Annotated in this window: 23 protein-coding genes; 14 read left to right on the top strand and 9 right to left on the bottom strand. The window is 62.9% G+C overall.

Annotation, left to right across the window (positions count from 1 at the left end):
- The first annotated feature begins 56 nt into the window (after positions 1 to 56).
- Genes trxC through LZ012_RS07245 form a run of 3 tightly spaced genes read left to right on the top strand, consistent with a single transcriptional unit; the run spans position 57 to position 3278 of the window.
- On the top strand, positions 57 to 500 hold the full coding sequence (gene trxC, locus LZ012_RS07255) for a thioredoxin TrxC (RefSeq protein WP_275709088.1): 444 nt from the start codon (positions 57 to 59) through the stop codon (positions 498 to 500).
- A gap of 56 nt (positions 501 to 556) precedes the next feature.
- Entirely contained in the window at positions 557 to 1624 is a 1068-nt protein-coding gene (locus LZ012_RS07250) for a VCBS repeat-containing protein (protein WP_275709086.1), read from the top strand.
- A 34-nt stretch (positions 1625 to 1658) separates the two neighbouring features.
- A complete protein-coding gene (locus LZ012_RS07245; RefSeq protein ID WP_275709083.1) occupies positions 1659 to 3278 on the top strand; it encodes a methyl-accepting chemotaxis protein in 1620 nt (539 codons plus the stop codon).
- A 42-nt stretch (positions 3279 to 3320) separates the two neighbouring features.
- Here LZ012_RS07245 and LZ012_RS07240 read toward each other — a convergent pair whose 3' ends face one another.
- Positions 3321 to 4688, bottom strand: coding sequence for a protein kinase domain-containing protein (locus tag LZ012_RS07240; protein WP_275709081.1), 1368 nt, complete (start codon positions 4686 to 4688; stop codon positions 3321 to 3323).
- A gap of 146 nt (positions 4689 to 4834) precedes the next feature.
- Here LZ012_RS07240 and grpE point away from each other — a divergent pair, with 146 nt between their 5' ends.
- The 5 genes from grpE (at position 4835) to LZ012_RS07215 (ending at position 11333) form a co-directional block, all read left to right on the top strand.
- Positions 4835 to 5389 carry a nucleotide exchange factor GrpE gene (gene grpE, locus LZ012_RS07235; protein ID WP_420839485.1) on the top strand — a complete coding sequence of 185 codons (555 nt, stop codon included), beginning with the start codon at positions 4835 to 4837 and terminating at the stop codon, positions 5387 to 5389.
- A 69-nt stretch (positions 5390 to 5458) separates the two neighbouring features.
- Entirely contained in the window at positions 5459 to 7399 is a 1941-nt protein-coding gene (gene dnaK, locus LZ012_RS07230; RefSeq protein WP_275709079.1) for a molecular chaperone DnaK, read from the top strand.
- Between the two features lie 82 nt (positions 7400 to 7481).
- Positions 7482 to 8621, top strand: a complete 1140-nt coding sequence (gene dnaJ, locus LZ012_RS07225) for a molecular chaperone DnaJ (protein WP_275709077.1) — start codon at positions 7482 to 7484, stop codon at positions 8619 to 8621.
- A 231-nt stretch (positions 8622 to 8852) separates the two neighbouring features.
- The gene (locus tag LZ012_RS07220; RefSeq protein ID WP_275709075.1) at positions 8853 to 10001 is read left to right on the top strand and encodes an ABC transporter substrate-binding protein; all 1149 of its coding nucleotides are present in this window, start codon (positions 8853 to 8855) and stop codon (positions 9999 to 10001) included.
- Positions 10002 to 10184: 183 nt separating this feature from the next.
- Entirely contained in the window at positions 10185 to 11333 is a 1149-nt protein-coding gene (locus LZ012_RS07215; RefSeq protein WP_275709073.1) for an ABC transporter substrate-binding protein, read from the top strand.
- Between the two features lie 48 nt (positions 11334 to 11381).
- Here the strand turns inward: LZ012_RS07215 and cysS are convergent, their stop codons facing one another.
- Positions 11382 to 12752, bottom strand: a complete 1371-nt coding sequence (gene cysS / locus LZ012_RS07210; protein ID WP_275709071.1) for a cysteine--tRNA ligase — start codon at positions 12750 to 12752, stop codon at positions 11382 to 11384.
- Positions 12753 to 12857: 105 nt separating this feature from the next.
- Here cysS and LZ012_RS07205 point away from each other — a divergent pair, with 105 nt between their 5' ends.
- Genes LZ012_RS07205 through recQ form a run of 6 tightly spaced genes read left to right on the top strand, consistent with a single transcriptional unit; the run spans position 12858 to position 18887 of the window.
- The gene (locus LZ012_RS07205) at positions 12858 to 13970 is read left to right on the top strand and encodes a nuclear transport factor 2 family protein (RefSeq protein WP_275709069.1); all 1113 of its coding nucleotides are present in this window, start codon (positions 12858 to 12860) and stop codon (positions 13968 to 13970) included.
- Entirely contained in the window at positions 13967 to 15265 is a 1299-nt protein-coding gene (locus LZ012_RS07200) for a L,D-transpeptidase family protein (RefSeq protein ID WP_275709067.1), read from the top strand. The genes LZ012_RS07205 and LZ012_RS07200 overlap by 4 nt, the downstream gene beginning before the upstream one ends.
- Complete coding sequence (locus LZ012_RS07195) at positions 15265 to 15834, top strand: peptidylprolyl isomerase (RefSeq protein ID WP_275709065.1); 570 nt, start codon at positions 15265 to 15267, stop codon at positions 15832 to 15834. The genes LZ012_RS07200 and LZ012_RS07195 overlap by 1 nt, the downstream gene beginning before the upstream one ends.
- 12 nt (positions 15835 to 15846) lie before the next feature.
- A complete protein-coding gene (locus tag LZ012_RS07190; RefSeq protein ID WP_275709063.1) occupies positions 15847 to 16344 on the top strand; it encodes a peptidylprolyl isomerase in 498 nt (165 codons plus the stop codon).
- Positions 16341 to 17069 (top strand): UDP-2,3-diacylglucosamine diphosphatase, encoded by a 729-nt coding sequence (locus LZ012_RS07185; protein WP_275709061.1) that lies wholly within the window; start codon positions 16341 to 16343, stop codon positions 17067 to 17069. Before LZ012_RS07190 ends, LZ012_RS07185 begins: the two co-directional genes overlap by 4 nt.
- Before the next feature lie 3 nt (positions 17070 to 17072).
- On the top strand, positions 17073 to 18887 hold the full coding sequence (recQ, locus tag LZ012_RS07180; protein WP_275709059.1) for a DNA helicase RecQ: 1815 nt from the start codon (positions 17073 to 17075) through the stop codon (positions 18885 to 18887).
- A gap of 53 nt (positions 18888 to 18940) precedes the next feature.
- Here recQ and LZ012_RS07175 read toward each other — a convergent pair whose 3' ends face one another.
- Genes LZ012_RS07175 through LZ012_RS07145 form a run of 7 tightly spaced genes read right to left on the bottom strand, consistent with a single transcriptional unit; the run spans position 18941 to position 25189 of the window.
- On the bottom strand, positions 18941 to 20026 hold the full coding sequence (locus LZ012_RS07175) for a tetratricopeptide repeat protein (protein ID WP_275709057.1): 1086 nt from the start codon (positions 20024 to 20026) through the stop codon (positions 18941 to 18943).
- A 1-nt stretch (position 20027) separates the two neighbouring features.
- On the bottom strand, positions 20028 to 20855 hold the full coding sequence (locus tag LZ012_RS07170) for an ExeA family protein (protein ID WP_275709053.1): 828 nt from the start codon (positions 20853 to 20855) through the stop codon (positions 20028 to 20030).
- Between the two features lie 21 nt (positions 20856 to 20876).
- On the bottom strand, positions 20877 to 22613 hold the full coding sequence (gene mshL, locus LZ012_RS07165) for a pilus (MSHA type) biogenesis protein MshL (protein WP_275709050.1): 1737 nt from the start codon (positions 22611 to 22613) through the stop codon (positions 20877 to 20879).
- Positions 22610 to 22981: a hypothetical protein gene (locus tag LZ012_RS07160; RefSeq protein WP_275709048.1), complete on the bottom strand. Its 372-nt coding sequence runs from the start codon at positions 22979 to 22981 to the stop codon at positions 22610 to 22612. Before LZ012_RS07160 ends, mshL begins: the two co-directional genes overlap by 4 nt.
- Positions 22978 to 23655: a type II secretion system protein GspM gene (gene gspM / locus LZ012_RS07155; protein ID WP_275709046.1), complete on the bottom strand. Its 678-nt coding sequence runs from the start codon at positions 23653 to 23655 to the stop codon at positions 22978 to 22980. Before gspM ends, LZ012_RS07160 begins: the two co-directional genes overlap by 4 nt.
- On the bottom strand, positions 23652 to 24305 hold the full coding sequence (locus tag LZ012_RS07150; RefSeq protein ID WP_275709043.1) for a PilN domain-containing protein: 654 nt from the start codon (positions 24303 to 24305) through the stop codon (positions 23652 to 23654). Before LZ012_RS07150 ends, gspM begins: the two co-directional genes overlap by 4 nt.
- A complete protein-coding gene (locus LZ012_RS07145; protein ID WP_275709040.1) occupies positions 24302 to 25189 on the bottom strand; it encodes a hypothetical protein in 888 nt (295 codons plus the stop codon). The genes LZ012_RS07150 and LZ012_RS07145 overlap by 4 nt, the downstream gene beginning before the upstream one ends.
- Positions 25190 to 25233: the final 44 nt, after the last annotated feature.

The following is a 25233-nucleotide window of genomic DNA, read 5'->3' as shown; positions in this document are numbered from 1 at the left end:
CTTGAATTTCCAGGCATCGCCCATACATCAGAAAAACCTGATGCATGGAGTTTAAAATGCCTGAAAGCCTGCACGTCGTCTGCCCGCACTGTTCGGCGGTCAATCGCATTCCCTCGGCCAAGCTTGGCGATGCGCCGCAATGCGGACAATGCAAGCGGCCGCTATTCACCGGCGAACCGCTGGCACTGGGCAGCGCTCAATTCGACCGTCACATTGTGCGCAGCGACCTGCCGGTAGTCGTCGATTTCTGGGCACCGTGGTGCGGCCCGTGCCGGACGATGGCGCCGACCTTCCACCAGGCCGCCATCGACATCGAACCCTATGCCCGTCTGGTCAAGGTCGATACCGAAGCCGAACCGCAACTCGCCGCCCGTTTCAACATCCGCAGCATTCCAACCCTCGCCATATTTTTGCATGGTCGCGAAATCGCCCGCCAGAGCGGCGCAACAGACCTTGGCACGCTGAAACGCTGGCTGCAGCCGCATCTTTACAAGCCTTAACTTCCGCTCCCGGCCGCCGTTAACAATGTCTCATCAAGCATTGTGCGGAGGCCGCCATGAAAATCGTCAGTTCCTGCCTGCAAATGGCATCTTCGCATGCCAGCCTGCAGCAGCACGAAGTCCGGGAACAGCTGTCGATGTGGGCCGGGGATCGCCCCGGGCGCCGCGATCAAGCCGCGCCTCCGGCCCAGGACAGGGGGCACGACAGGGTTCACCTTTCGGACGCCGGGAAGGCTGCCGCGGCCAAAGATACCTCGGCGCCGCCCAGCGACGACGATACCGGCAAGGGCGATCCGCGGATGACACTGATCCGCTCCCTGATCGAACTGTTGACCGGGCGCCGGCTCCAGGTATTCAACGCCAGCGACATCAAAGCTGCCGACAGTGACGCACCGCCCCCCGAAGCGCCACCAGCGGCGCCAGCGCCAACGGCCACCCAAGCCCCACCGGCCGGTTGGGGAATAAGCTACGACCGCCACGAAAGCTACAGCGAAGCCGAGCAGACCACTTTCTCGGCCAGCGGCAAGGTGACCACCGCCGACGGGCGCGAGATCGATTTTTCGCTGCAACTAGCGATGTCGCGCTCCTACCACGCGGAGTCCGACGTCAGCCTGCGTCTGGGCGACGCGGCGAGGAAAACCGACCCACTGGTCCTGAATTTCTCCGGAACTGCCGCGCAACTCACCGACCAGCGCTTTTCCTTCGACCTAAATGCCGACGGGCAGGCCGAGCAGATCAATTTCGTCGCACCGGGCAGCGGCTTCTTGGTCTTCGATCGCAATGGCGATGGCAAGATCAACGACGGCAGCGAACTGTTCGGTCCGACCACCAATGATGGCTTCCAGGAACTCAGCGCGCTGGACAGCGACCGCAATGGCTGGATTGACGAAAACGACCCGGCCTTCAATCAGTTGCAGATCTGGACCCGCTCCGGGGACGGCAGCGATCAGTTGCAATCGCTTGCCGCATCCGGGGTAGGCGCCCTTTCGCTGAGCCGCGTTTCAACACCTTTTGACATAAAAAATAATGACAACCAGTTACTTGGACAAATTCGCAATTCTGGAATTTTTTTGCAGGAGAGCGGCGCGGCTGGCACAATCCAGCAAGTCGATTTAACCGCCTGATAAATAAAAGCGGTATTTGGGAGGAAATAAGGCAATGCCGCGCATCGCAGATTTGAAGATTTGGGTTCGTATCACCGCTGCCATCTGGGTCGTTCTGGCCATCATCTGGGCCGGTGCCATCGTCTGGACAACCCAGGTCAATCGGGAAACGGCCATCCGCCAGGCGAAGGATTTTTCGCAAAGCATCCATGAAATGACCATGGCCGGCCTGACCGGCATGATGATCACCGGCACCGTCGGCCAGCGCGAGGTTTTCCTCGACCAGATCAAGCAACTGTCGATCATCAAGGATCTGCACGTCGCCCGCAGCGACGCCGTCGTCAAGCTGTTCGGCCCGGACACCAAGCACAAGCGCGAACTCGATGCCGTCGAAAAGCAGGTCATGACTTCGGGCCAACCCTACGTTTCGGTGGAAAGCGCCAATGGCAGCTCCTACCTGCAGGTCATCAACCCAACCAAGGCGTCGAAGAACTATCTCGGCAAGGACTGCATCATGTGCCATCAGGTGCCCGACGGCACCGTGCTCGGCGTGGTCAGCATGAAGGTGTCGCTCGATTCCGTCGAATCCGAAGTGTCCGCCTTCCGCGTCAAGATCGCCGGGGTCGCCCTCGGCGCCCTGGGCGCCTTGCTGGTCATCATCTATCTGATCACCCACCATTTCGTGACCACCCCCCTCGACGAGTTGCGCAAGGGCCTCAGCGACATCGCCCGCGGCGAAGGCGACCTGACGCGTCGCCTGCCGGTCAAGGGGCGCGACGAAGTCGGCCAGTCGGCCATCGTTTTCAACGAAATGATGGAAAACTTCAACCAACTGGTCCGTCAGGTCCGCGACGCGGCCAGCCAGCTATCGACCCGGGTCGGCGCCCTGTCCGACAATGCCGACCGGGTGAGCCAGAGCTCGCACCAGCAGAACGAGAAATCGGGTCTGGCGGCCACGGCCGTCGAGGAACTGGTGGTGAGCATCGCCTCGATCGCCCAGAGCGCCGAGCATGTCCAGCATCAGTCGCAGGAAAGCCTGGCCCGCGCCACCGAAGGCGGCCGCAACCTGGACGTCCTGCTCGGCGAAATGACCGTCGTTGAACGGGCGGTCAAGGAAATGGCCGACTCGGTGAACAACTTCGTACACAACACCGAAGCGATCACGCAAATGACCCGCGAGGTGAAGGACATTGCCGAACAGACCAATCTGCTGGCGCTGAACGCCGCCATCGAAGCTGCCCGCGCCGGTGAACAGGGCCGCGGTTTCGCGGTGGTCGCCGACGAGGTACGCAAGCTGGCCGAGAAGTCCTCGCGCTCGGCGAGCGAAATCGACGCCATCACCGCCAAGCTGAGCGCCCAGTCGGTTTCTGTCCGGCGCAGTATCGAGGAAGGCCTGGAGCACCTCGAAAACAGCCAGTCGGCCGTCACCTCGGTGTCCAGCGTCCTGCAGGCAACCAACGGTTCGGTCGCCGAAGTCGGTCACGGCCTCGATGCCATCGCCTCGGCCACCGAACAGCAGCGCCGCCTGTCCGGCGACGTCGAAACCAGCATCGAGGCGATTGCCGGCATGGCCCGCGAAAACTCCGGTACGGTGGAGCAGACGGCAGGTGCCGCCCACGATCTCAAGCGCCTGGCCGACAGCCTGGCCGGCCTGGTCGGCCGCTTCAAGGTCTAAGCGGAACCGGCAACGAACAAACGGCCTCGCAAGAGGCCGTTTTCACATTGGCGACAGCTCGAGATCGAGCCCGCCCCCGGGCTTGGACGAGCCACCGATCTTCGATGCATTAACACTCTGCACGGCCGGCAAGCCCTGGGCGGCGGCGATCCGGTTCACTTCGCGCATCCGCTTGATCATCCGGCCGAGCAGGGCATTACGGATGCGTTCGAGCAATTCCTCGGACGACAGGGCCAGCGCGGCAGCGTTGATTTCGAGGAACAGCGTCGGCTCCAGCGTGACGGCGGTTGAACAGCGCAAATCGCTGGACGGATGCAGGAAAGCGACTTCGCCGACCGGCTCGCTGGTCCCCAGGCGACACAGCGCCTTGCCTTCGATCGATATTTCCACCGAGCCGGAAATGATCACGCCAAAGAATCTGTTGCGATCGCCCTCGCGCACCAGCGCCACGTTGGGCGACACTTCGCGCCATACGCCAACGCGCAGCACTTCCCAGATTTCGATGTTCTCGAATTCGGTGAAAAATTCCAGCTTGCGCAGGGTTTCGAAGTGCCGGGTGTCCTCGACCGTCAAATCTTCATCGACCAGCTGGTAGCGCACCGCCGACAGGTCCTTGGCCATTTCGGCCCCGTTCCGGTAGCGGTTGTAGAGATCCTTTTCCAGCGCCCGCTTCAGGATGGCATTCAGCCCTTCCGGCAGGTCGGGGCGCAGCGAGGTGACGGCCGGCGCATCGGTATTGACGATGCGGTAGATCAGCGTCGCCTGGTTGTTGGCGCGAAACGGCAGGCGGCCGGTCAGCAACTGGAAGAGCAGGACGCCGAGCGAATAGAGGTCGGTCTTCTGATTGAGCGGATAGCCCTTGACCTGCTCCGGCGACATGTAGGCCGGCGAACCGACCCCCATGATGAAGGTCGAATCCCGGTCAAGATCCTTGTTCATGTTCAGGGCCAGGCCGAAATCGGCGATCTTCGCCTCGTCGTCGGCGGCGACCATGATGTTGGCCGGCTTGATGTCGCGGTGGATAATGCCCTGCCGGTAGGCGGCATCGAGCGCCATGCAGCATTTGAAAATGATGCCGATGACCCGGTGCATCGGCAGCAGCTTGTCGATACGGGTGTGGTCCTCGAGCGAGAATCCCTTCACGTACTCCATCGCCAGATAGGCGAAATCCTGCTCGACCACCGCTTCATGGACACGGACGATATTGGGGTGATTGAGGCGCTGCGAAACCATGCCCTCGTTCTGGAACAACTTGCGCATGCGGCGCGACATTGCCCCGCCGTCCGACCCGAAACGAATCACTTTGACGGCAACCTGGCGATCCTGATCCGGGTCGTCGCAGAGATAGACCGTTGCGGTCGCCCCCTTGCCCAACTCGCGAACCACGCGGTACTTGCCGATTGTTTCCATTGTCGATAACTGAAAAACGCAGGGAATTATCCTAGCACGCCACCCGGCGGGCGACGGCAGTTTCCGGTGCAAAGAAATATCGAACAGGGGCTTGAAAACCGACGTAGCGCCCCCAGATACCGAACAGCTTTTTTGGAGAAATGCGCATGTCCAACCCCGAAAACGTCCAGGAACCCATGCTGGGCAACGAACCCGCCACCGAACAACCGGTCGCCGAACCGACTGTAGACAACGTCGACACCATCCCGAGCATCGAGGAGCAGTTCAAGGCACTCGAATTGAAGGCCGCCGAGCACTATGACGCCTGGCTGCGCGCCAAGGCCGAAGGAGAAAATATCCGCCGCCGTGCTCAGGAAGACATTTCCAAGGCCCACAAGTTCGCCGTCGAAAAATTTGCCGGCGAACTGCTGGCCGTCAAGGACAGCCTGGAAGCCGCCCTCGCCGTGCAGGAACAGACTGTCGAAAGCTTCAAGTCCGGCGTCGAGCTGACCCTCAAGCAACTGGTTTCCGCCTTCGAGAAGAATGCGCTGAACGAGGTCAATCCGGTCGGCGAGAAATTCGACCCGCACAAGCATCAGGCGATCGGCATGGTCGATTCCGAGCAGGAAGCCAATACCGTGGTCACCGTGCTGCAGAAGGGCTACACCATTGCCGAACGCACCTTGCGCCCGGCCCTGGTCATGGTCGCCAAGGGCAAATAAATCACTTGAAATCCGGGGCCCAGCCCCCAATTCACGAACATCGGCAATTCATTTTTTAGGAAATACATCATGGGCAAGATCATCGGTATCGACCTCGGCACCACCAACTCCTGCGTCGCCATCATGGAAGGCGGCCAGCCGAAGGTCATCGAAAACGCGGAAGGTGCACGCACCACCCCGTCCATCATCGGTTACACCGAAGACGGCGAAATCCTGTGCGGTGCCCCGGCCAAGCGCCAGGCCGTGACCAACCCGAAGAATACGCTGTACGCCGTCAAGCGCCTGATCGGCCGCCGTTTCGAAGAGAAGGAAGTGCAGAAGGACATCGCCCTGATGCCCTTCAAGATCGTCAAGGCCGACAACGGCGACGCCTGGGTTGAAGCCCGCGACAAGAAGATCGCGCCGCCGCAGGTTTCCGCCGAAGTGCTGCGCAAGATGAAGAAGACTGCTGAAGACTACCTCGGCGAAGAAGTCACCGAAGCCGTCATCACCGTGCCAGCCTACTTCAACGACAGCCAGCGCCAGGCCACCAAGGACGCCGGTCGCATCGCCGGCCTCGAAGTCAAGCGCATCATCAACGAGCCGACCGCCGCTGCTCTTGCTTTCGGCATGGACAAGGTCGCCGGCCACGACAAGAAGATCGCCGTTTATGACCTCGGCGGCGGTACCTTCGACATCTCCATCATCGAAATCGCCGACGTCGATGGCGAAAAGCAATTCGAAGTTCTGGCCACCAATGGTGACACCTTCCTCGGCGGTGAAGACTTCGACCAGCGCCTGATCGATTACATCATCGACGAATTCAAGAAGGAATCCGGCGTCGACCTGAAGAAGGACGTGCTGGCCCTGCAACGCCTGAAGGAAGCCGCCGAAAAGGCCAAGATCGAGCTGTCCTCCAGCCAGCAGACCGAAATCAACCTGCCCTACATCACCGCCGACGCCTCCGGCCCGAAGCACCTGGCCCTGAAGATCACCCGCGCCAAGTTCGAGTCGCTGGTCGACGAACTGATCGAGCGTACCGTCGCCCCGTGCGTCACCGCGCTGAAGGATGCCGGCTGCAAGATCAGCGACATCGACGACGTCATCCTGGTCGGCGGCCAGTCGCGCATGCCGAAGGTCCAGGAGAAGGTCAAGGAAGTGTTCGGCAAGGAGCCGCGCAAGGACGTGAACCCGGATGAAGCCGTCGCCGTCGGCGCTGCCATCCAGGGCGGCGTGCTGCAGGGCGAAGTCAAGGACGTGCTGCTGCTCGACGTCACCCCGCTGTCGCTCGGCATCGAAACCCTGGGCGGCATCATGACCAAGCTGATCCAGAAGAACACGACCATCCCGACCAAGGCCTCGCAAGTCTTTTCGACTGCCGATGACAACCAGTCGGCCGTGACCATCCATGTGCTGCAGGGCGAGCGCGAAGTCGCCACAGGCAACAAGAGCCTCGGCCAGTTCAACCTGGAAGGCATCCCGCCGGCCCCGCGCGGCACGCCGCAGATCGAGGTCATCTTCGACATCGACGCCAACGGCATCATGCACGTCACCGCCAAGGACAAGGCCACCGGCAAGGAAAACAAGATCACCATCAAGGCCAACTCCGGCCTGAGCGAAGAAGAAATCCAGCGCATGGTGAAGGACGCCGAGCTGCACGCCGAAGAGGACAAGAAGGCGCACGAGCTGGCCGATGCCCGCAACCAGGCCGACGGCATGGTGCACATGGTCAAGAAGTCGCTGACCGAGTACGGCGACAAGTTGGAAGCCTCTGAGAAGGAAGCCATCGAGAAGGCGATCAAGGATGTCGAGGAAGTCCTGCGCGACGGCGACAAGGAAGTCATCACCGCCAAGACCGAAGCCCTCTCCGCCGCTGCCCAGAAGCTGGGCGAAAAGATGTACGCCCAGCAGCAGGCTGAAGGCGCTGCCGCCGGTGCGGACGCTGCCGGTGCCCAGCCGCAGGGCGAGAAGACCGTCGAAGGCGATGTCGTCGATGCCGAATTCACGGAAGTGAACAAGGACAAGAAGTAATCCAGACGCAACGCCCCGGCGCCGAGCCTTCCGGAACCCTCCGGCGGCGCTCGGCGCCTTTGTCACATGACGGGTATAAGAAATGTCAAAACGCGATTTTTACGAAATCCTCGGCGTCAACCGCGACGCATCGGACGACGAGATCAAGAAGGCCTACCGCAAGCTGGCCATGAAGCACCATCCGGACCGCAATCCGGACAACCCGGCGGCCGAGGAGAAATTCAAGGAAGCCAAGGAAGCCTACGAAATCCTGTCGGATAGCCAGAAGCGCGCCGCCTACGACCAGTACGGCCACGCCGGCGTCGACCCGCAAGCCGGCATGGGCGGCGGTTTCGGCGGCGGTAGCGGCGGTTTCGCCGATGCCTTCGGCGGCATATTCGACGAAATTTTTGGTGGCCGCGCCGGCGGCAGTGGCGGCGGCGGCCGCTCCAACATCTATCGTGGCGCCGACCTGCGCTACAACCTGGAAATCACGCTGGAACAGGCGGCGCACGGCACGGAAACCAAGATCCGCATCCCGACCATGGAAGTCTGCGAGCCGTGCAACGGCTCCGGCGCCAAGCCGGGCACCCAGCCCAAGACCTGCCCGACCTGTAACGGTTCCGGCCAGGTCCGCCTGCAGCAGGGCTTCTTCTCGATCCAGCAGACCTGCCACAAGTGCCATGGCACCGGCCGCTTCATTGCCGATCCGTGCAAGTCCTGTGGTGGCGCCGGCCGCATCAAGCAGCACAAGACCCTGGCCGTCAAAATCCCGGCCGGCGTCGATGAAGGTGATCGTATCCGGCTCGCCGGCGAAGGCGAACATGGCGTCAATGGAGGCCCGCCGGGCGACCTGTACGTGCAGATCCACCTCAAGCAGCATGCCGTTTTCCAGCGCGACCACAACGACCTGCATTGCGAAATGCCGATCTCCTTCACCACCGCAGCGCTGGGTGGTGAAATCGAGATTCCGACCCTGGACGGTGCCGCGGCGATCAAGATTCCTTCGGAAACCCAGTCCGGCCGCGTCTTCCGCCTGCGCGGCAAGGGCATCAAGGGGGTACGCAGCCACGCGCACGGCGACCTGATGTGCCACGTCGTGGTCGAAACCCCGGTGAACCTGACCGACCGCCAGAAGGAACTGTTGCGCGAGCTTGAGGAATCGAGCAAGGACAACAGCGCCAAGCACAATCCGCGCTCCAAGTCGTGGATGGACAAGGTCAAGGAGTTTTTTGGGGATTGATCTCCTGACTATCTGATTCAATCGACAAGCGATCCGCGAGCAATCCCGGATCGCTTTATTTTTTCCGAAACGCTTGTCCGCAACATTCCAGGGCGGGAAATGTTGCATTTTTGGACTGAAATAGATCCTTCAAACACAAAACCCCCATAAAAACGTTTTTCCGAGACAACGACAGGCGTTTCCACCCCTATAATTAAAAGCTTATTCCGGCACTCGATAGCGAGAAACCCCATGAATGCGATACGCCGTATCCTGTCAGCCTGCCTGATCGGCATGACGATCTGCCACGCCGCCTTCGCCGAAACCGGCGTCACCGACACCACGATCACCCTCGGCATGTCGGTCCCGCTGACCGGACCGGCCAGCGCCCATGGGCAGGAATTGAAAAACGTCATCACCGCCTATTTCGACCAGGTGAACAAAAGCGGCGGCATCAACGGCCGCAAGCTGCAGCTGACGGTGCTCGACGATGGCTACGATCCGGAAAAGGCGGTCGCCAACACCAGGACGCTGATCGAGACCAACAAGGTCTTCGCCCTAGTCGGCTACTACGGCTCGACGGCGATGACCGAGGCCATGAACAAGGTCTTCGGCCCGGCCAAGGTGCCGCTGATTGGCGGCATCTCAGGCGCCATGCCGCTGCGCCAGCCGCCGGCCGGCAATCCGAACAATCGCTACCTGTTCATTCAGCGCGCCAGCTATGCCGACGAGGCCGAGGCCATCGGCACCCAACTGGCCACCCTGGGCCTGAAGAACATCGCCGTCTTCTACCAGAACGACGCTTTCGGCCAGGCCGGCCTCGACGGGCTGACCAATGCGCTGAAGAAGCACAACCTGACTCCATCCGCCACCGGCACTGTGGAGCGCAATTCAGACGACATCGGCAAGGCCCTGGAATCGATTGCCAAGGTCAATCCGCAGGCTGTGGTGATGGTCACCCTCCACAAACCGACGGCCGCCATGGTCAAGGCGCTGCGCAAGGCCAACCAGAGTCCGATGTTCATGACCCTGTCGCCAGTCGGCGCCGAGCAGCTGAACCAGGAACTGGCCGCCGACGCCCGCGGCATCGGCATTTCCCAGGTCATGCCCTTCCCGTGGAACGACACGCTGCCGGTCGCCCGGGAGTACCAGCACTTTGTCGGCAAGCAAGGCCCTTACTCCTACATGAGCATGGAAGGCTTCATCATTGCCAAACTGGCGGTCGAGGGCATCCGCCGCGCCGGCGGCAAGGATCTGTCGCGTGAAAAGCTGATTGCCTCGCTCGAAGGGCTGAATCAGGATTTCGGCGGCTACCGCGTCAACTTCGGCCCCAACAACCATGCCGGTTCGCAATATGTCCAGCTGACCGTGATCGGTGCCGGCGGCAAGCTGATCAAGTAAGCAACCCGGATACCTTGCAAGCAAAGGGCTGGCCCTGCGGTGCCGGCCCTTTTTTTGCCGCTCGTCGGGTCACCCACCATTCAGGCAAGCCAACCAAACCTTGTAAGCAAATTGTCAGGAAACAGGACCATTCTCCGCAAATCTAAAAAAATGCCATTACTACAAAATGCAACGGAGAAGACAATGAAATCACTACGCAAAGCGCTTTTCGCCGGAATGCTGGCACTGGGCTTGGCCCACGCCCACGCCGAGGATGGGGTGACCGACACCAGCATCACGCTCGGCATGTCGTCGCCCTTCACCGGGCCGAATGGCCTGTACGGCATGCAGATGCGCGAAGCGATGACGGCCTACTTCGATCAGATCAACAAAGGCGGCGGCATCAACGGCCGCAAGATCGAGCTGATCACCCTGGACGACGGCTACGAAACTGATCGCACGCTGGCCAATACCAAGACGCTGATCCAGGAGAAGAAGGTTTTCGCCCTGATGGGCTATTACGGCTCGTCGCCGACGACCGAAGCGATGAACAAGGTTTTCGGCCCGGCCAAGGTACCGCTGGTCGGCACCATTTCCGGCGCCGGCACGCTGCGCGAGCCCATCTCAGCCAATCCGAACAGCCGCTACATGTTCAACATCCGCGCCAGCTACGCCGACGAAGCCGACGCCATCGTCAGCCAGATTCTGTCGCTCGGCCTGAAAAACATCGCCGTTTTTTACCAGAACGACGGTTTCGGCAAATCGGGGCTGGACGGCGTCACCAACGCCCTGAAGCGGGCCAATCTGGCGCCGGTCGCCGTCGGCACCGTCGAACGCAACTCGCTCGATGTCGCCAAGGCGGTCGAGGCGATCAGCAAGGTCACGCCGCAGGCCGTGGTGATGGTCACCCTGTACAAGCCGACGGCCGCGTTTGTCAAAGCCATGAAGCAAAGCGGCCAGTTCCCGATGTTTCTGACCCTGTCGCCGGTCGGCGGCGAGGTGCTGGCCCAGGAATTGGGCAACGAAGCGCGCGGCATTGGCATTTCGCAGGTCGTTCCCTACCCGTGGAACGACACCATCGGCATCGTCCGCGACTACCAGAAGCTGCTCGGCAAGCAGAAGGAAAAGCTTTCCTACTACGGCCTGGAAGGCTACATCACTGCCCGCCTGGTCATCGAAGGGATACGTAAAATGGGCAAGGACGTCAGCCGTGAAAAGCTGGTCAGCGCCCTGGAAGGCCTGCAGAACTTCGACCTCGGCGGATTCAAGGTCAGCTATGGCCCGAACAATCGCCAGGCCTCGCATTTCGTCGAACTGACCGTAGTCGGCTCAGGCGGCAAGGTCATCAAGTAATCCGCTTTGTCCCAGCAAAAAGCCCGTCTCGCGACGGGCTTTTTTCGTTCAGGCGCGCCGCCAGGTCGTTCCCTGCGGACTGTCGTCGAGGACGATGCCGGCCGCCTTCAATTCGTCGCGAATGCGGTCGGCTTCGGCGAAGTTCCGCCCCTTCTTGGCGGCGGCACGGTCAGCGATCATCTGGTCGATGGCTGCCTCGTCCAGGCCACCGGCCCCGGCGCCGCCTTGCAGATAGGCCATCGGCTCGCGCTCGAGCAGGCCGATCACCGCGCCCAGCGCCTTGAGCAGTCCCGACAGTTCGGCGCTCTTCTGGCGATTGGCTTCGGCGGCCAGTTCGAACAGCACCGAAATGGCGCCGTGCGAATCGAAATCCTCGTTCAGGGCCGCCGCAAAGCGGGCAGCAAAATCGTTCTGCCAGTCGACGGCCACTGCGGCGGCCGGCACGTCGCGCAGCGTGAAATACAGGCTGTCCAGGCTGCGCTTGGCATCGTCGAGATGGGCGTCGGAGTAATTCAGCGGGCTGCGGTAATGGGCGCGCAGGATGAAGAAGCGGACCACCTCGGCATCGAACTGTTCGAGCACCGTCCGGATAGTGAAGAAGTTGCCGAGCGACTTCGACATCTTCTCATTGTCGACGCGGACGAAGCCGTTGTGCATCCAGTAATTGACGAAATTGCAGCAGTTGGCGCCTTCCGACTGGGCGATCTCGTTCTCGTGGTGCGGGAATTGCAAATCCTGGCCGCCGCCGTGGATGTCGAAATGTTGGCCGAGCAGCTTGGAACTCATCGCCGAGCACTCGATGTGCCAGCCCGGACGGCCCTCGCCCCACGGCGATTGCCAGGCCGGCTCGCCCGGCTTGGCGTGTTTCCACAGCACGAAGTCAAGCGGGTCCTGCTTGGCCGAATCGACCTCGACCCGCTCGCCGGCACGCAGGTCGTCGAGCGACTTGCCGGACAACTTGCCGTAGCCGGGGAACTTGCGCACCGCGTAATTCACGTCGCCGTCGGTCGCCTGGTAGGCCAGGCCGTTGGTTTGCAGCTTGCCGATCAGATCGAGCATTTCCGGCACGTAGTCGGTGGCCCGCGGCTCGTGGTCCGGACGCAGAACACCGAGCGCATCGGCATCCTCGTGCATGTAGGCGATGAAGCGGTCAGTCAGTTGCTGGATCGTCTCGCCGTTCTCGATGGCGCGCTTGATGATCTTGTCGTCGATGTCGGTAATGTTGCGGACGTAGGTCACGTCGTAACCTGAGGCCTTCAGCCAGCGGTAGACCATGTCGAAAACCACCATTACCCGGGCGTGGCCGAGGTGGCAGTAGTCGTAGACCGTCATGCCGCAGACGTACATGCGGATCTTGCCGGGTTCGATCGGAGTGAACGATTGTTTTTCGCGCTTCAGCGAGTTGTAAATCTTTAGCATGCCGGGATGTTTTCAAGGCCACGCCGGGATGCGCAAAACTATGGATTCACCGGCGTTTTTGATAGAATCGAAGGATCGTATAACCCTGAAAAGTATAGCATAGCGATGACCTCTAGCTCCCTGTCCCAGTCCCGTTTTCGGCAACTCAAGACGTTGCGTGCAGTGGCAATCGGGCTGGCCATAGGCTTTGCCGCCCCGGCCTTTGCCGACAACCTGCCGGAAGTGCAACGCCTGATCAAGCAGGGCCAGTATCCGCAGGCCATGGAAAAGGTCGATGCCTACCTGAGCAGCCGTCCCAAGGACGCCCAGGGCCGCTTCCTGAAGGGTCTGATCTACACCGAGATGAACAAGCCGGCCGACGCCATCGCCGTGTTCACCAAGCTGTCCGAGGACTATCCGGAACTGCCGGAGCCGTACAACAACCTGGCCGTGCTCTATGCCCAGCAGAAGCAGTACGACAAGGCCCGTACGGCGCTGGAAATGGCCATAAGGACTCACCCGTCCTACGCCATCGCCTATGAAAATCTCGGCGACGTCTATGCGAAGCTGGCCAGCCAGGCCTACGACAAGGCCCTGCAGCTGGACAACTCCAACTCGGCGACCCAGAACAAGCTGGCGCTGATCCGCGACCTGATCTCCACCTCCGGCAAGGGCAACGTCAAGCCGCCTCAGCCTGCTGCCATGGCTACTCCCGCTCCGGCTCCCCAGCCGGCTCCGGCTGCCCCGGTGGCCGCCAAGCCGACGCCCCCGGCTTCCGCCACCATCGTCACTGCTACGGCCGGCGCTGCCGCCACACCGGCCGCACAGACCGCCGCACCGGCTCCGGTCGCCGCCGCAGCCCCGGCACCAGCCCCTGCCAAGCCTGCTGCGGCAGCCGCCGGTAGCGACGACGTCATCAAAGCCGTCAACGCCTGGGCCGACGCCTGGTCGCGCAAGGACATGAAGGCCTACCTCGGCGCCTATGCCAGCGACTTCGACACCCCCAAGGGCATGAGCCGCAAGGCCTGGGAGCAGGAACGCGAACAGCGCATCGCCGGCAAGGGGGGCAAGATTTCCGTCTCCGTCGACGCACCGCAGGTCAGCATCAACGGCGACAAGGCCACCGCCAAGTTCCGCCAACATTACAAGGCCACCGGCCTGTCCAGCTCGACGACCAAGACCCTGGTCCTGGTTCGCTCGGGTAGCAAGTGGCTGATCAAGGAAGAAAACGCTCGGTGAGGATAAAGATCCGCTATCTCCTGCTGGCTCTGGCCGCCACCGTTACCGCGGGGGCCGTAGCCAAGCTGTCGGATAAACCAGGAGATGCCAAGCCGGCGGGCAACTCGCCGGCTGCCCATACCCCGTTGGCCCGCAGCGCAACCGACGCGCTGGCCAAGACCTCGCCCTTTTCGGCCATGGTTTCCGATTCCGGCCCGGAAGAAACGCTGGCTCGCATCTTTGCCGAAATCGAAGCCAATCGCCTGAGCAATGCCCTGCAGCTGACCGAAGCCCTGCTCCGCCAGCATCCGAATTACCGTCTGGCAAATCTGATCAAGGGCGACCTGCTGCTCGCCAAGGCCCAGCCGATCCAGACCTTCGGCGCCCTGAGCACAGCCCCGGCCGACAAGGTGGCCGACCTGCGCGCCGAGGCACTCGTTCGCCTCAAGGCCTACCGCGAGAAGCCGTCGACCGATTTCGTGCCGCGCTACCTGCTGCAGATGGAGCAGGACCAACGCTACGCCATCGTCGTCGACACCAAGCGCTCGCGCCTCTACCTGTATGAGAACGACCGCAAGAATGGCGGCCGGCCGCGTTTCGTCGCCGACTACTACGTCACGCACGGCAAGCTGGGCGCCGAAAAACTCGCCGAAGGCGACAAGAAGACGCCCATCGGCGTCTATCACGTCACCGCCAACCTGCCCAAGCAGAAGCTGGCCGATCTCTATGGCAGCGGCGCTTTCCCGCTCAACTACCCGAACGAGTGGGACAAGCGCCAAGGGCGCGGCGGCAGCGGCATTTGGCTTCACGGCACGCCGTCCGACACCTTCGCCCGTCCGCCGCGTGCGTCCGACGGCTGCGTCGTGCTGACCAACCAGGATCTCGACGTCGTCGCCAAGAACCTGCAGGTCGGCCTGACGCCGGTGATCATCAGCGATACGGTCGAATGGCTGTCGCTGGACGACTGGAACCACGAGCGCAACGAACTGACCAAGACCATCGAGGCCTGGCGCGCCGACTGGGAAAGCCGCGACACCGCGCGTTACCTGAGCCACTATTCGAAGCGCTTCAAGTCGGGCGACCAGAATTTCGACGACTTCGCCGCGCAGAAGAAACAGGTCAATGCCAGCAAGGAGTGGATCAAGGTCAAGGTCAACAACCTGTCCGTATTCCGCAATCCGGGCAAAGAAGAAGTCGTCGTCGTCGGTTTCGAGCAGGACTATCGCAGCAACAATCTGGATAACCAGATGCGCAAGCGCCAGTACTGGCTGCGCGAAGACGGCAAATGGAAAATCATTTACGAAGGAAGTGCCTGATGTTGAAGAAAGTTTCCCTGCTCGCCGCCGGCCTGCTGGCTACCGCCATCGCCTGGGCCGCACCGACCGTCGAGATGACGACCAATCTGGGCAAGTTCACGCTGGAACTGTTCCCGGACAAGGCCCCGAAAACGGTTGAAATGTTTCTCTACAACGCCAAGCACGGCTTTTACGAGGCCACCATCTTCCACCGCGTGATCGACGGCTTCATGATCCAGGGCGGCGGTTTCAATTCCTCGATGGAAGAAAAGAAGACCCTGACGCCTGCACTGCAGAACGAAGCCGCCACGGGCGGCCCGAATCTGCGCGGTACCGTCGCCATGGCGCGCACCCGCGATCCGCATTCGGCGCGCGTCCAGTTCTTCATTAATTTGAAAGACAACAGCTTCCTGAACTTCCGTGCTTCCAACGTCGACAATTTCGGCTACACCGTTTTCGGCAAGGTCACCCAGGGCATGGAAGTCGTCGACAAGATTGCCAAGGTGCCAACCGGCAACGCTGGCTATTACGAAAACGTTCCGACGACCCCGGTCGTCATCCAGGACGTCAAAATCATCTCTGAAAAGTAAGGTTTCCTCACCATGTCCCAAGTCAAACTGACCACCAACCAAGGTTCGATCACCCTCAAGCTGGACGCCGAAAAGGCCCCGAAGACGGTCGCCAACTTCATCTCCTACGTCGAAGCCGGCCACTACGACAACACCATCTTCCACCGCGTCATCAAGAACTTCATGATCCAGGGCGGCGGCATGGAGCCGGGCATGAACCAGAAGGCCTGCCAAGCTCCGATCGAGAACGAAGCGGCCAACGGCCTCAAGAACAAGCGTGGCAGCATCGCCATGGCCCGTACCAACGACCCGCACTCGGCCACCGCCCAGTTCTTCATCAACGTCGTCGATAACGACTTCCTCGACTTCAAGTCGCCGTCCGGCCAGGGCTGGGGCTACTGCGTGTTCGGGGAAGTGACCGAAGGCCTCGACGTGGTCGACAAGATCCGCGCTGTCGCCACCGGCAACAAGGGCTTCCACCAGGACGTGCCGAAGGAAGACGTGATCATCGAGAAGGCCGAGATCGTTTGATCTTCTTCGTCTCCGATTTGCACCTGTCGCCCCGGTCACCCGGGGCGACTGCTTTGTTCCTCCGCTTTTTGGCCGGCCGCGCCCGCCAGGCCGAGGCCTTGTACATCCTCGGCGACCTGTTCGAGGTCTGGGTCGGCGACGACATCGACGACCCGTATCACAACCGGATCACCGCCGCCCTGCGCGCCGCCGGCGATGCCGGACTGAAAATCTTCGTCATGCACGGCAACCGCGATTTTGCGCTGGGCGAGCAGTTCGCCGCCGCCGCCGGCATCACGCTATTGCCCGACCCCTACGACCTGACGCTGCCCGAATGGTCCTTCGTGCTGTCGCACGGCGACGCACTGTGCCTCGACGATCATGCCTACCAGGCCTATCGCGCCAAGGTGCGCGATCCGGAATGGCAGCGGAAGATGCGCGCCAAGCCGCGCGTCCTGCGCAGCCTGCTCGGCCGCTACATTCGCTGGCGCAGCGCCCGGCGCAAGCGCGACCACCGCACGGTCTATGCCGACCTGCAGCCCGCGGCCACCGACGACTTTCTGCGCGACCATGCCTACGCCACCTTCATCCACGGCCACACGCACCGCGCCGCCACCCACGACCATTTCGTGGACGGCATCCACGTCGAGCGCTGGGTGCTCGCTGACTGGCACGAAGATCGTGGCGAAGCGCTGCTCTGGGATGGCGAGACGCTGACCCGCGAAACCCTGCTGCCGGAAAGCTGACCCGTGCCGACTTATTCCAGCGCCCTGGACGTCCTGCGCGACGTCTTCGGCTACCCCGCCTTCCGCGGCGAGCAAGCCCAGATCATCGACCATGTCGCCGGCGGCGGCGACGCTCTGGTCCTGATGCCGACCGGCGGCGGCAAGAGCCTGTGCTACCAGATTCCCGCCCTGCTCCGCCCGGGCTGCGCCGTCGTCGTCTCGCCGCTGATCGCGCTGATGCAGGACCAGGTCGATGCGCTGACCCAGGCCGGCGTCAAGGCGGCCTGCCTGAACTCGACCCTCGACTGGCGCGAAGCGCAGGCCGTCGAACAGGCGATGTTCAGCGGCAACCTCGACCTCGTCTATATCGCGCCGGAACGCCTACTCCTCGACCGCACGCTGGCCATGCTCGATGCGCTGTACGAGGCCGGCAAGCTGGCGCTGTTCGCCATCGACGAAGCGCACTGCGTCTCGCAGTGGGGCCACGATTTCCGCCCGGAATATCTGCAGCTTTCCGCCTTGCACGAGCGCTACCCGGCAGTGCCGCGCATCGCGCTGACCGCCACTGCCGACCAGGCAACCCGCAACGAAATTCTCTCCCGACTCGGCCTGGGCGAAGCACGCGTCTTCCTGTCCAGCTTCGACCGCCCGAATATCCGCTACACGGTGATCGAGAAGGACAATGCCAAGAAGCAGTTGCTCGGTTTCCTGGCCGGACGCCAGGGCCAGGCCGGCATCGTCTATTGCCTGTCGCGCAAAAAGGTCGAAGAAACGGCTGAATGGCTGTCAGCCCAGGGCTATCCGGCGCTGCCTTATCATGCCGGCCTGCCGGCGCCGGAGCGCGCCGCCAACCAGCGGCGCTTCCTGCGCGAGGAAGGCCTAATCATGTGCGCCACCATCGCTTTCGGCATGGGTATCGACAAGCCGGATGTGCGTTTCGTCGCCCACCTCGACCTGCCGAAAAGCATCGAAGCCTACTATCAGGAAACCGGCCGCGCCGGTCGTGACGGCGAGCCGTCGGAAGCGTGGATGGCCTACGGCATGCAGGACGTCGCGCTGCAGCACGCGCGCATTGCCGAATCCGGTGCCGCCGAAGGCCAGAAGATACTCGAATCGCAACGCCTGACTGCCCTGCTCGCCTACTGCGAGGCGCCGCGCTGCCGGCGGCAGGTGCTGCTCAATTATTTCGGCGAGGAACGCGTACCCTGCGGCAATTGCGACGTCTGCGCCGAGCCGCCTGAATTATGGGATGGCACGCAGGCGGCGCAGAAGGCGCTGTCGGCCATTTTCCGTACCGGCATGCGTTTCGGCGTCACGCACCTGACCGACATCCTGCGCGGCAAGGCGACCGACAAGGTCAAGCAATGGAACCACGACCAGTTGCCGACCTTCGGCGTCGGCGGCGACCTCGACGACCACGCCTGGAAGAGCGTTTTCCGCCAACTGGCGGCGGCCGGACTGGTCCATGTCGACATGGCCGAACATGGCGCCCTGCAATTGACCGAAACCGCCCGCGAAGTGCTCAAGGGCCAGCGTACGGTGCAACTGCGCCGGCCGATGCGGCGCAAGGCAGCACCGGCCAAGAGCAGCCGCACCGTGGTCAGCGACCTGTCGGCTGCCGATGACGCGCTGTTCCAGCTGCTCCGTAAATGGCGCGCTGACACGGCCCGGGAACAGAGTGTTCCCGCCTACGTCATCCTGCACGACAAGACCCTGCGCGAACTGGCCGAAGTACGCCCGACCAGCCATGGCCTGCTGGCCGGCATCACCGGCATGGGCAGCGCCAAGATCGAGCACTATGGGGCGGAATTGCTCGAATTGATCCGCAACGAGGGCTGAATGGTGCGTACGTGCGCGGCCGACAGCCGGAAAGGCTGAATTCGCGCTACCGGCTACTGCCGTAAATGCTGCTCGGCCAGCGCCGCCAGGTCGGCATTGAGGCCTCCGGTGACCAGTGCCCGACGCAGCGCATCGCGGGCTTCCGGAACGCGGCTGTCGGCTTCCAGCGCCAGCCCGAGGCCCAACCACCAGCGCCCTTCGTTGGGCGCCAGCCGGGCCGCCCGCTGGTAGTGAGCAATGGCCGGCTTGTGCGCGCCGAGACGGGATTTGACATGCCCCTGGAAGCCGGCGTAATCGGCATTGCCCTCGGCATACGCCTGCGAGCGGCCCAGGGTGCGATCGGCCGCCGCCAGATCGCCTTGCTCCAGCTGCAGACGAGCCAGCGACATGGCCCAGCCGGTCTGCGCCGGCAGCAGATCTACGCCCTCGTGCAGCACGGCCATGGCCTCGTCCATCCGCCGCGTGTCGAGCAATTGGCGGAGCAGGGCCTGACGCACCGGGACATAGGACGGATCGATTTTCAGCGCCGCGCGCAGACCGTCGACCGCCTCGCCGCTGCGACCGGCAAGCAAAGCGCTTTCGGCCTTGCGGAATTCGGCATCGGCGCGGTCGCGCGCCGTGGCGGCAACCGGACTTTTCTCGATCTTGACCGGCCCGGGCGGCAACACAGGCGGAACCGGCGCCGTGGTGGCAGCTTGCGGCGCTGCCGCGGCGGGCTCGTTTTTCGGGGTGGCGGCAAGCGGAGGCGGCACGGGGTCCGGCACGCCGAGCACCGGGGCAGCCGGTGGCGGCGCGCTGGCCAGATTGGACGACAGGCGCAGATTGTCGGCCGCCTGGTCGGCGCCGGGATCACCCGCGGCCGGCGCCGGTGCGGCAACGAGCGGCGGCGGTACCGCCAAGTCAGGCGCGGCAGGTGGCGGGATCAGCTTGGCTGGCGCCTCACCCGGATAGTTGCCGAAATACCAGGCCATTGCCCCCAACGCAGTGAACACCCCGAGCGCCAGAACGATACGGATGGCCCGCCCCGCCCCGCGTTTTTCCGGCGGCAGGGAGCGGATTTCCCGCTGCAGGCTATGGCGCGCCAGATCGTCGGGGCGCTTGGCCTCGATGTTACGCAGCATGTCGTTGATCAGACTCATTTCACCACCACCCGGTCGACGCGGCGCCTTCGGTATCCGCAGCAGCCTGACGTACATGTTTGGCGCGCACCGCGTGCTTGCCTTCGCCATACACCGCCAGCAGCGCCTTATGGGCCAAGATGTTGAGCAGACGCGGCGTACCCCGGCTGGCGCGATGCAGACAGCGCACGGCGTGGCGCCCGAAGACATTCTCGCCGCGATAGCCGGCAACGCGCAGGCGATGGGCCAGGTAGTTGGCGATCTCCTCGCGGGCCAGGCCGCTCAGGCGATAGTGGAAGGCGATGCGTTGCAGCAACTGGCGTACCGACGGTTCGGCCAGCTTGCGATCCAGCTCGGGCTGACCGAACAGGACGATCTGCAGCAGTTTCCGCTTCTCGGTTTCCAGATTCGACAACAGGCGCAAGGATTCCAGCGTTTCCAGCGGCATGGCCTGCGCTTCGTCGATGCAGACGACGACCTGACGTTCGGCCGCCGCGTAGGACAGCAAGGCGTGATTGACGCTTTTCAGCAGGTGGTAATCGTCGCTGGCGGCATCGACCTCGACCGCCAGTTCTTCGGCCAAGGCCAGCAGCAAGGTGCGGGGCGCCAGAAAGGGGTTGGGCAGGTAGGCCGAAACGCTGCCCGCCGGCAGGGCCTGCAGCAGTCGACGGCAGAGCAGCGATTTTCCGGTGCCGACTTCGCCGGTGATCTTGATGAAGCCTTCTCCGCTGTTCAGGGCGACGAGCAGGGTATTCAGCGCCTCCTGATGGCTGCGCGTGACGACCGTGAAACTGGTGTCTGGCGTGATGCTGAAGGGCAGTTCGCTCAGCCCGAAATGATCGAGGTACAACGCTAACCGCCCCGGCTCACGTTACTGCCATTCGATGTGCCGCTGCTGGCGGGGATCCAGCCTCTGCAGGCGTTCCTGGGCTTCGCTGGCCGCCTCGCGCCAAGAATTCTCGCCCTTGATCACGGTGGAGCGCATCAGGATGACCAACTCGCGCTTGCGGTTCGAGATGCTCTTCTGGCCGAACAAGGCGCCCACCCCGGGCAGGCCGCTGATCCCCGGCAGGCCGTAGCGGCTGGTGTTCTGCTCCTGGCTCATCAGGCCGCCGATGGCGACGATGCTGCCGTCCTGGACGCGGACGATGCTGTCGGTTTCGTTGATCGTGCTCGACGCCAGCGGCAGCGTAAAGGTGCCGAGGTCGCCGAGATTCACGTTCTTGGTCTTCTCTTCGACCACGCTGACCTGCGGATGGACGTGCAGGATGATGTTGCCCTCGTCGTCGATCTGCGGCGTCACGTCGAGCGAGATACCGGAAAAGAAGGGCTGCAGCGTGATGTTCGGCGTCACCACGTTGCCGGCGGCGCTGGTCGTCGTATTGGTGCTGATGCCGGTGACGAAATAGTCGTCGGTGCCGACCTTGAGCACGGCCTTCTGGTTGTTGGTCGTCGCGATGCGCGGGCTGGACAGAACCTGCACGTCGCCCTGCCCTTCGAGGAAGGACAGCAGGGCAGCGAAATTGTTGGACTGGAAGGTCAGGCCGAAGAAACCGCGGCCGGTATTGCCGGTTAGCAGCGCGCCGTTGTTGCCCGGGTTGGCGGCGACCGTCGTCCCCGCCGTGACGCCGGTGGCCGAGGCTCCAATGGCGCCGGACCCGGCCAGCGTTGCGTTGGGCGCCGCGATGCCGAGCGAGAAGCGGTTGGCGATGCCGCCGAACTTGCTCCAGTTGATACCGGTCTGGTACGAGTCGCTCAGCGACACCTCGATGATCTTGGCTTCCAGCATGACCTGGCGTTCGACCACCAGTTGCGTCGCCGTGAGATACTCCTCGACCCCCCTCAGTTCGGCGGGAGAAGCCTTGACCAGCAACACGCCGGAGGTCGGGTTGATGATGACGTTGCGGCCATCCTGAGTGCCGACGATGGTATTCAGCGCCAGGCCGAGTTCCTTCCAGAAATCGTAGTCCGAGGTGGTCTGCACCCGGGCGCTGTCGGCGGCGCGCTGCTGCGATCCGCCGGTGGTGCCGCCGGGAAGAGTCGGCGCGTTACTGGTGCCGGTCGGATTATTCTGGGACGGATTCGAGGTCGTCGGCGAACTGCCGGTCACCCGCATTTCGCTGGCCCCTACCCGGCGATTGGCCAGGTAGTTGATCTTGAACATCCGGGTCTGGATGGTGTTGGGCTGCACGTAGATACGGTTGCCCTGCAGGCGATAGTCGTAGCCGTAGACATCCCGGAGGGTATCGAGCGCCTCGCGCACCGTGGTGTTCTTCAGGTTCAGGCTGACCGAACCGGTCAACTCCGGCGGAAAGAGCATGCTGTACTGGGTTCCGGAAACCAGGGCATTCAGCACCTGGCCAACGGGGGCATTATTGACGGCAAGATTGAAGCGCGGCTCAGGCTTGGCCGGCGCCGGCTGGTCGATCTGCAGCGGCGGCACCATGGCTTGCCCGATCACGTCGCCCTGCGGGCGCGTCGGCTTGTTGTTGGCCGTCGCCCCCACTTCCTGGCCGGCCCGATCGAAGACGTCGCCGCGCCGTGCGTGCTGGTTGCTGCACGCGGCAACGACCATTACCGACATGGCGGCAATCAATAACTTGCTCATGGGAGCCCCTTTACTTGCCCCGGCTTGCTGGCCTTGGGCATGACAATCATCTGTTTTTGGACATCGGGAGTCAGATAGAGATGGGTCACGCCATCCGCTCCCTGCAAAACTGCTTCGTGCTCATTCAGACGCACCAAGGTCGCCTCACCGACCTTGCCGCCCAGGACCACCGTCCTGCCGCCGATCACCGCGACCGGCTTGCTTCCCTGGCGCATCAGCACGGATTGCAGGCGCAGGCCGCCGCCATCGCCGGGCTGGGCGACGCTATCCACGGGCGACACCCAGTTGGACGGCGGGCGCGTCGGATCCGCCGACTGGGCGAATGCCGCAGAGGCCGAGAAAAGCAGGGCGAGAGCGATAAGTCTCATAGGGCCAGCCACGTCCGGTCGGGACTCAGGGTATAGACGGTCAGGGTCAGTTCGGCCCGCGGATAATCGATCACCTGGTACTTCAACGGCCCCCAGAGCAGTTTCTGCTGCAGTTTTTCCAGTTGCGACAGATAGGCCTGCAACTGCCCATAGCTGCCCTCCAGGCGGATCTCGACGCCATGGCGATACAGGTCGAAGCTGCGCTCGACCGGCTTGCCATCTCCCTCCTTGGCTTCACGTACCAGAACGCTCTGCGGTGCCACGGTCTTCAGGCCGAGCAGGCGCAGGCCGGCATGGCGCGCCAGTATGCTTTCGAGCAGGCCGTTCATTTCCTCGGGGCGAACCAGCACCGCGCTGAACTGCCTGAGCTGTTCGTCCAGACGGCCGCGCTCCGCGGTCAGCGCGGCGAGATCGGCCTTGCGCCCGGCATCGGGATCGACGGACAACTGTTGCTGCAGCGAGGCTTGTTCGGCCTGCAGGCGGGCTACGGTGCTCCCTTCGCCAGCCAGCGTATTTTCCATGGCCTTCAGGCGCGCGCTCTGTGGATCGACAAACAACGAATAGCCGATCAGCAGCGGCCCGAATACGGCGGCGAGGGCCACCAACAGCCGCTCGCGCCGGGACAAGGCCTGATAGCGATCGTTGAGGCGGGACCAGTCCTGGCGCAAACTCATTTCGCCTTCTCCGCTTCGGTGCGCAGCGCGAACTCGGTATAGCGCGGCAGCGGCGCCTTGGCCGGCGCCGGGGTGGCGCCTGCATCGTGCTTGGCGTCGGCTACCGGATCGACACCTTTCATATCGAGCGTCGCAAAGCGCCGTCCGGCAAAGGCAGGCTCCGCATTCAAACGGCCGATGTACACCGGCAGCAGGGCCGGATCGGTCAGCCGACCACGAATTTCGATGTTGTTCTGGGCAAAGCCGAAGCCGGTCAGCCATACGCCATCGACGATCTGCCGCGAAAAGCCCTGCAGCAGGCCGGAATAGGTCTGACCGGAAGACAGATTGCCTTGTGCCACGACATTCAACACTTCCTGGCGCTGCCCAACTGCCGTCCGCGCTGCCTCGATCTGTTGATCCAGTGTCGCATCCCCCTTGCGCGCGCCGAGGCGTTCGCTGAGCGATTGGATCTGCTGCTGCAGACCGGCCAATTGGGCGCGGATGGCGTTTTCGCGGGATTTCAGGCCATCGACCCGCCAGGCGTTCAGGCTGGCCAGTATGACCACCAGCAGCAAACCGGCCAGACCGGCACTGGCGACCACCGGCAGGGCCAGCCAGTCGAAGCGCGGCCGCAGTTCGGGCAACACAAGGTTGATCTGCTGGCTCACGTCCCGCTCCTCAGGGCGGCACCGATGGCGAGCAGGCTTTGCGCCTGGCGTTCGGCCGAGCGCAATTCCGGGATACTGCCGAATTCCGCCACCTGTGCCAGATCGGCCGCCTGCACCGGCAGATAGAGATTCTGCGCCAAGGCGGCCACGGTGCCGGCGCAATCGAACTCCGAGCACACCAACAGACGCGATACCGAAATGAAGCCGTACTGGCGATCGAAGTTGTCGAGCGTGCGTTGCAGTTCGAGTGCCAGGCGCTCGAGCATCTGCTGGCGGCGTTCCGCATCGGCATCGGCAAGTGCCTGCGAGGAGACTTCGATACGCCGCGACAGATACAACTCGCCCCGAAAAGTGATGGTCAGCAGGCTTTCGTCGGCATTGAGCGCCAGGAAAGCCAGTCCGCGATTCGCTTCCTCGAACAGGCTGGCCACGTTGCGCACCGCCATCTCCGGAATATCGATTGCCTCCAGCGGCACGCGGGCCTTGTGGAACACGCCCATGCGCTCGCCGACCACCGTCCGGGGTGCGACGATGGCAAATACGTTTGCCTGCCGGCTACCCTCGGTCGGAATATCGGCCACGGCAACAGCAGCCCCCTCGACGGGAAAATCGACCATATCCTTCAGGCGCCAGCGCAATGCTTGTGCACGCTCCTCCGGAGGAACCGCCGGCGATTCGAGCTGGACCATTTGATACTGGTTTTCGCCGAGCAGCGATGCGCAGCGATAACGCTTGAGGCCGACACTCTGCGCCAGCCGGGACAAGGCATCGCTTTCGCTGCCTTCAAGCCGGAACGACTCGCTGCGACGTATTTCCGGAGGCCTTCCGATAGCGTGTATGACGTGGGCAATATCGATGCGCTCACCGAGCCGGACGATAGACATCCACCCCTCCGCAAGCTTTACCCCGAAATTCGGCCACATGGTCC

It is taken from the genome of Dechloromonas hankyongensis (assembly GCF_022012295.1).
GTDB classification, from domain to species: Bacteria; Pseudomonadota; Gammaproteobacteria; order Burkholderiales; family Rhodocyclaceae; genus Azonexus; species Azonexus hankyongensis.
The sequence above is the reverse complement of the archived record's forward strand: the minus strand, read 5'-3'. Positions and strand labels throughout refer to the sequence as shown.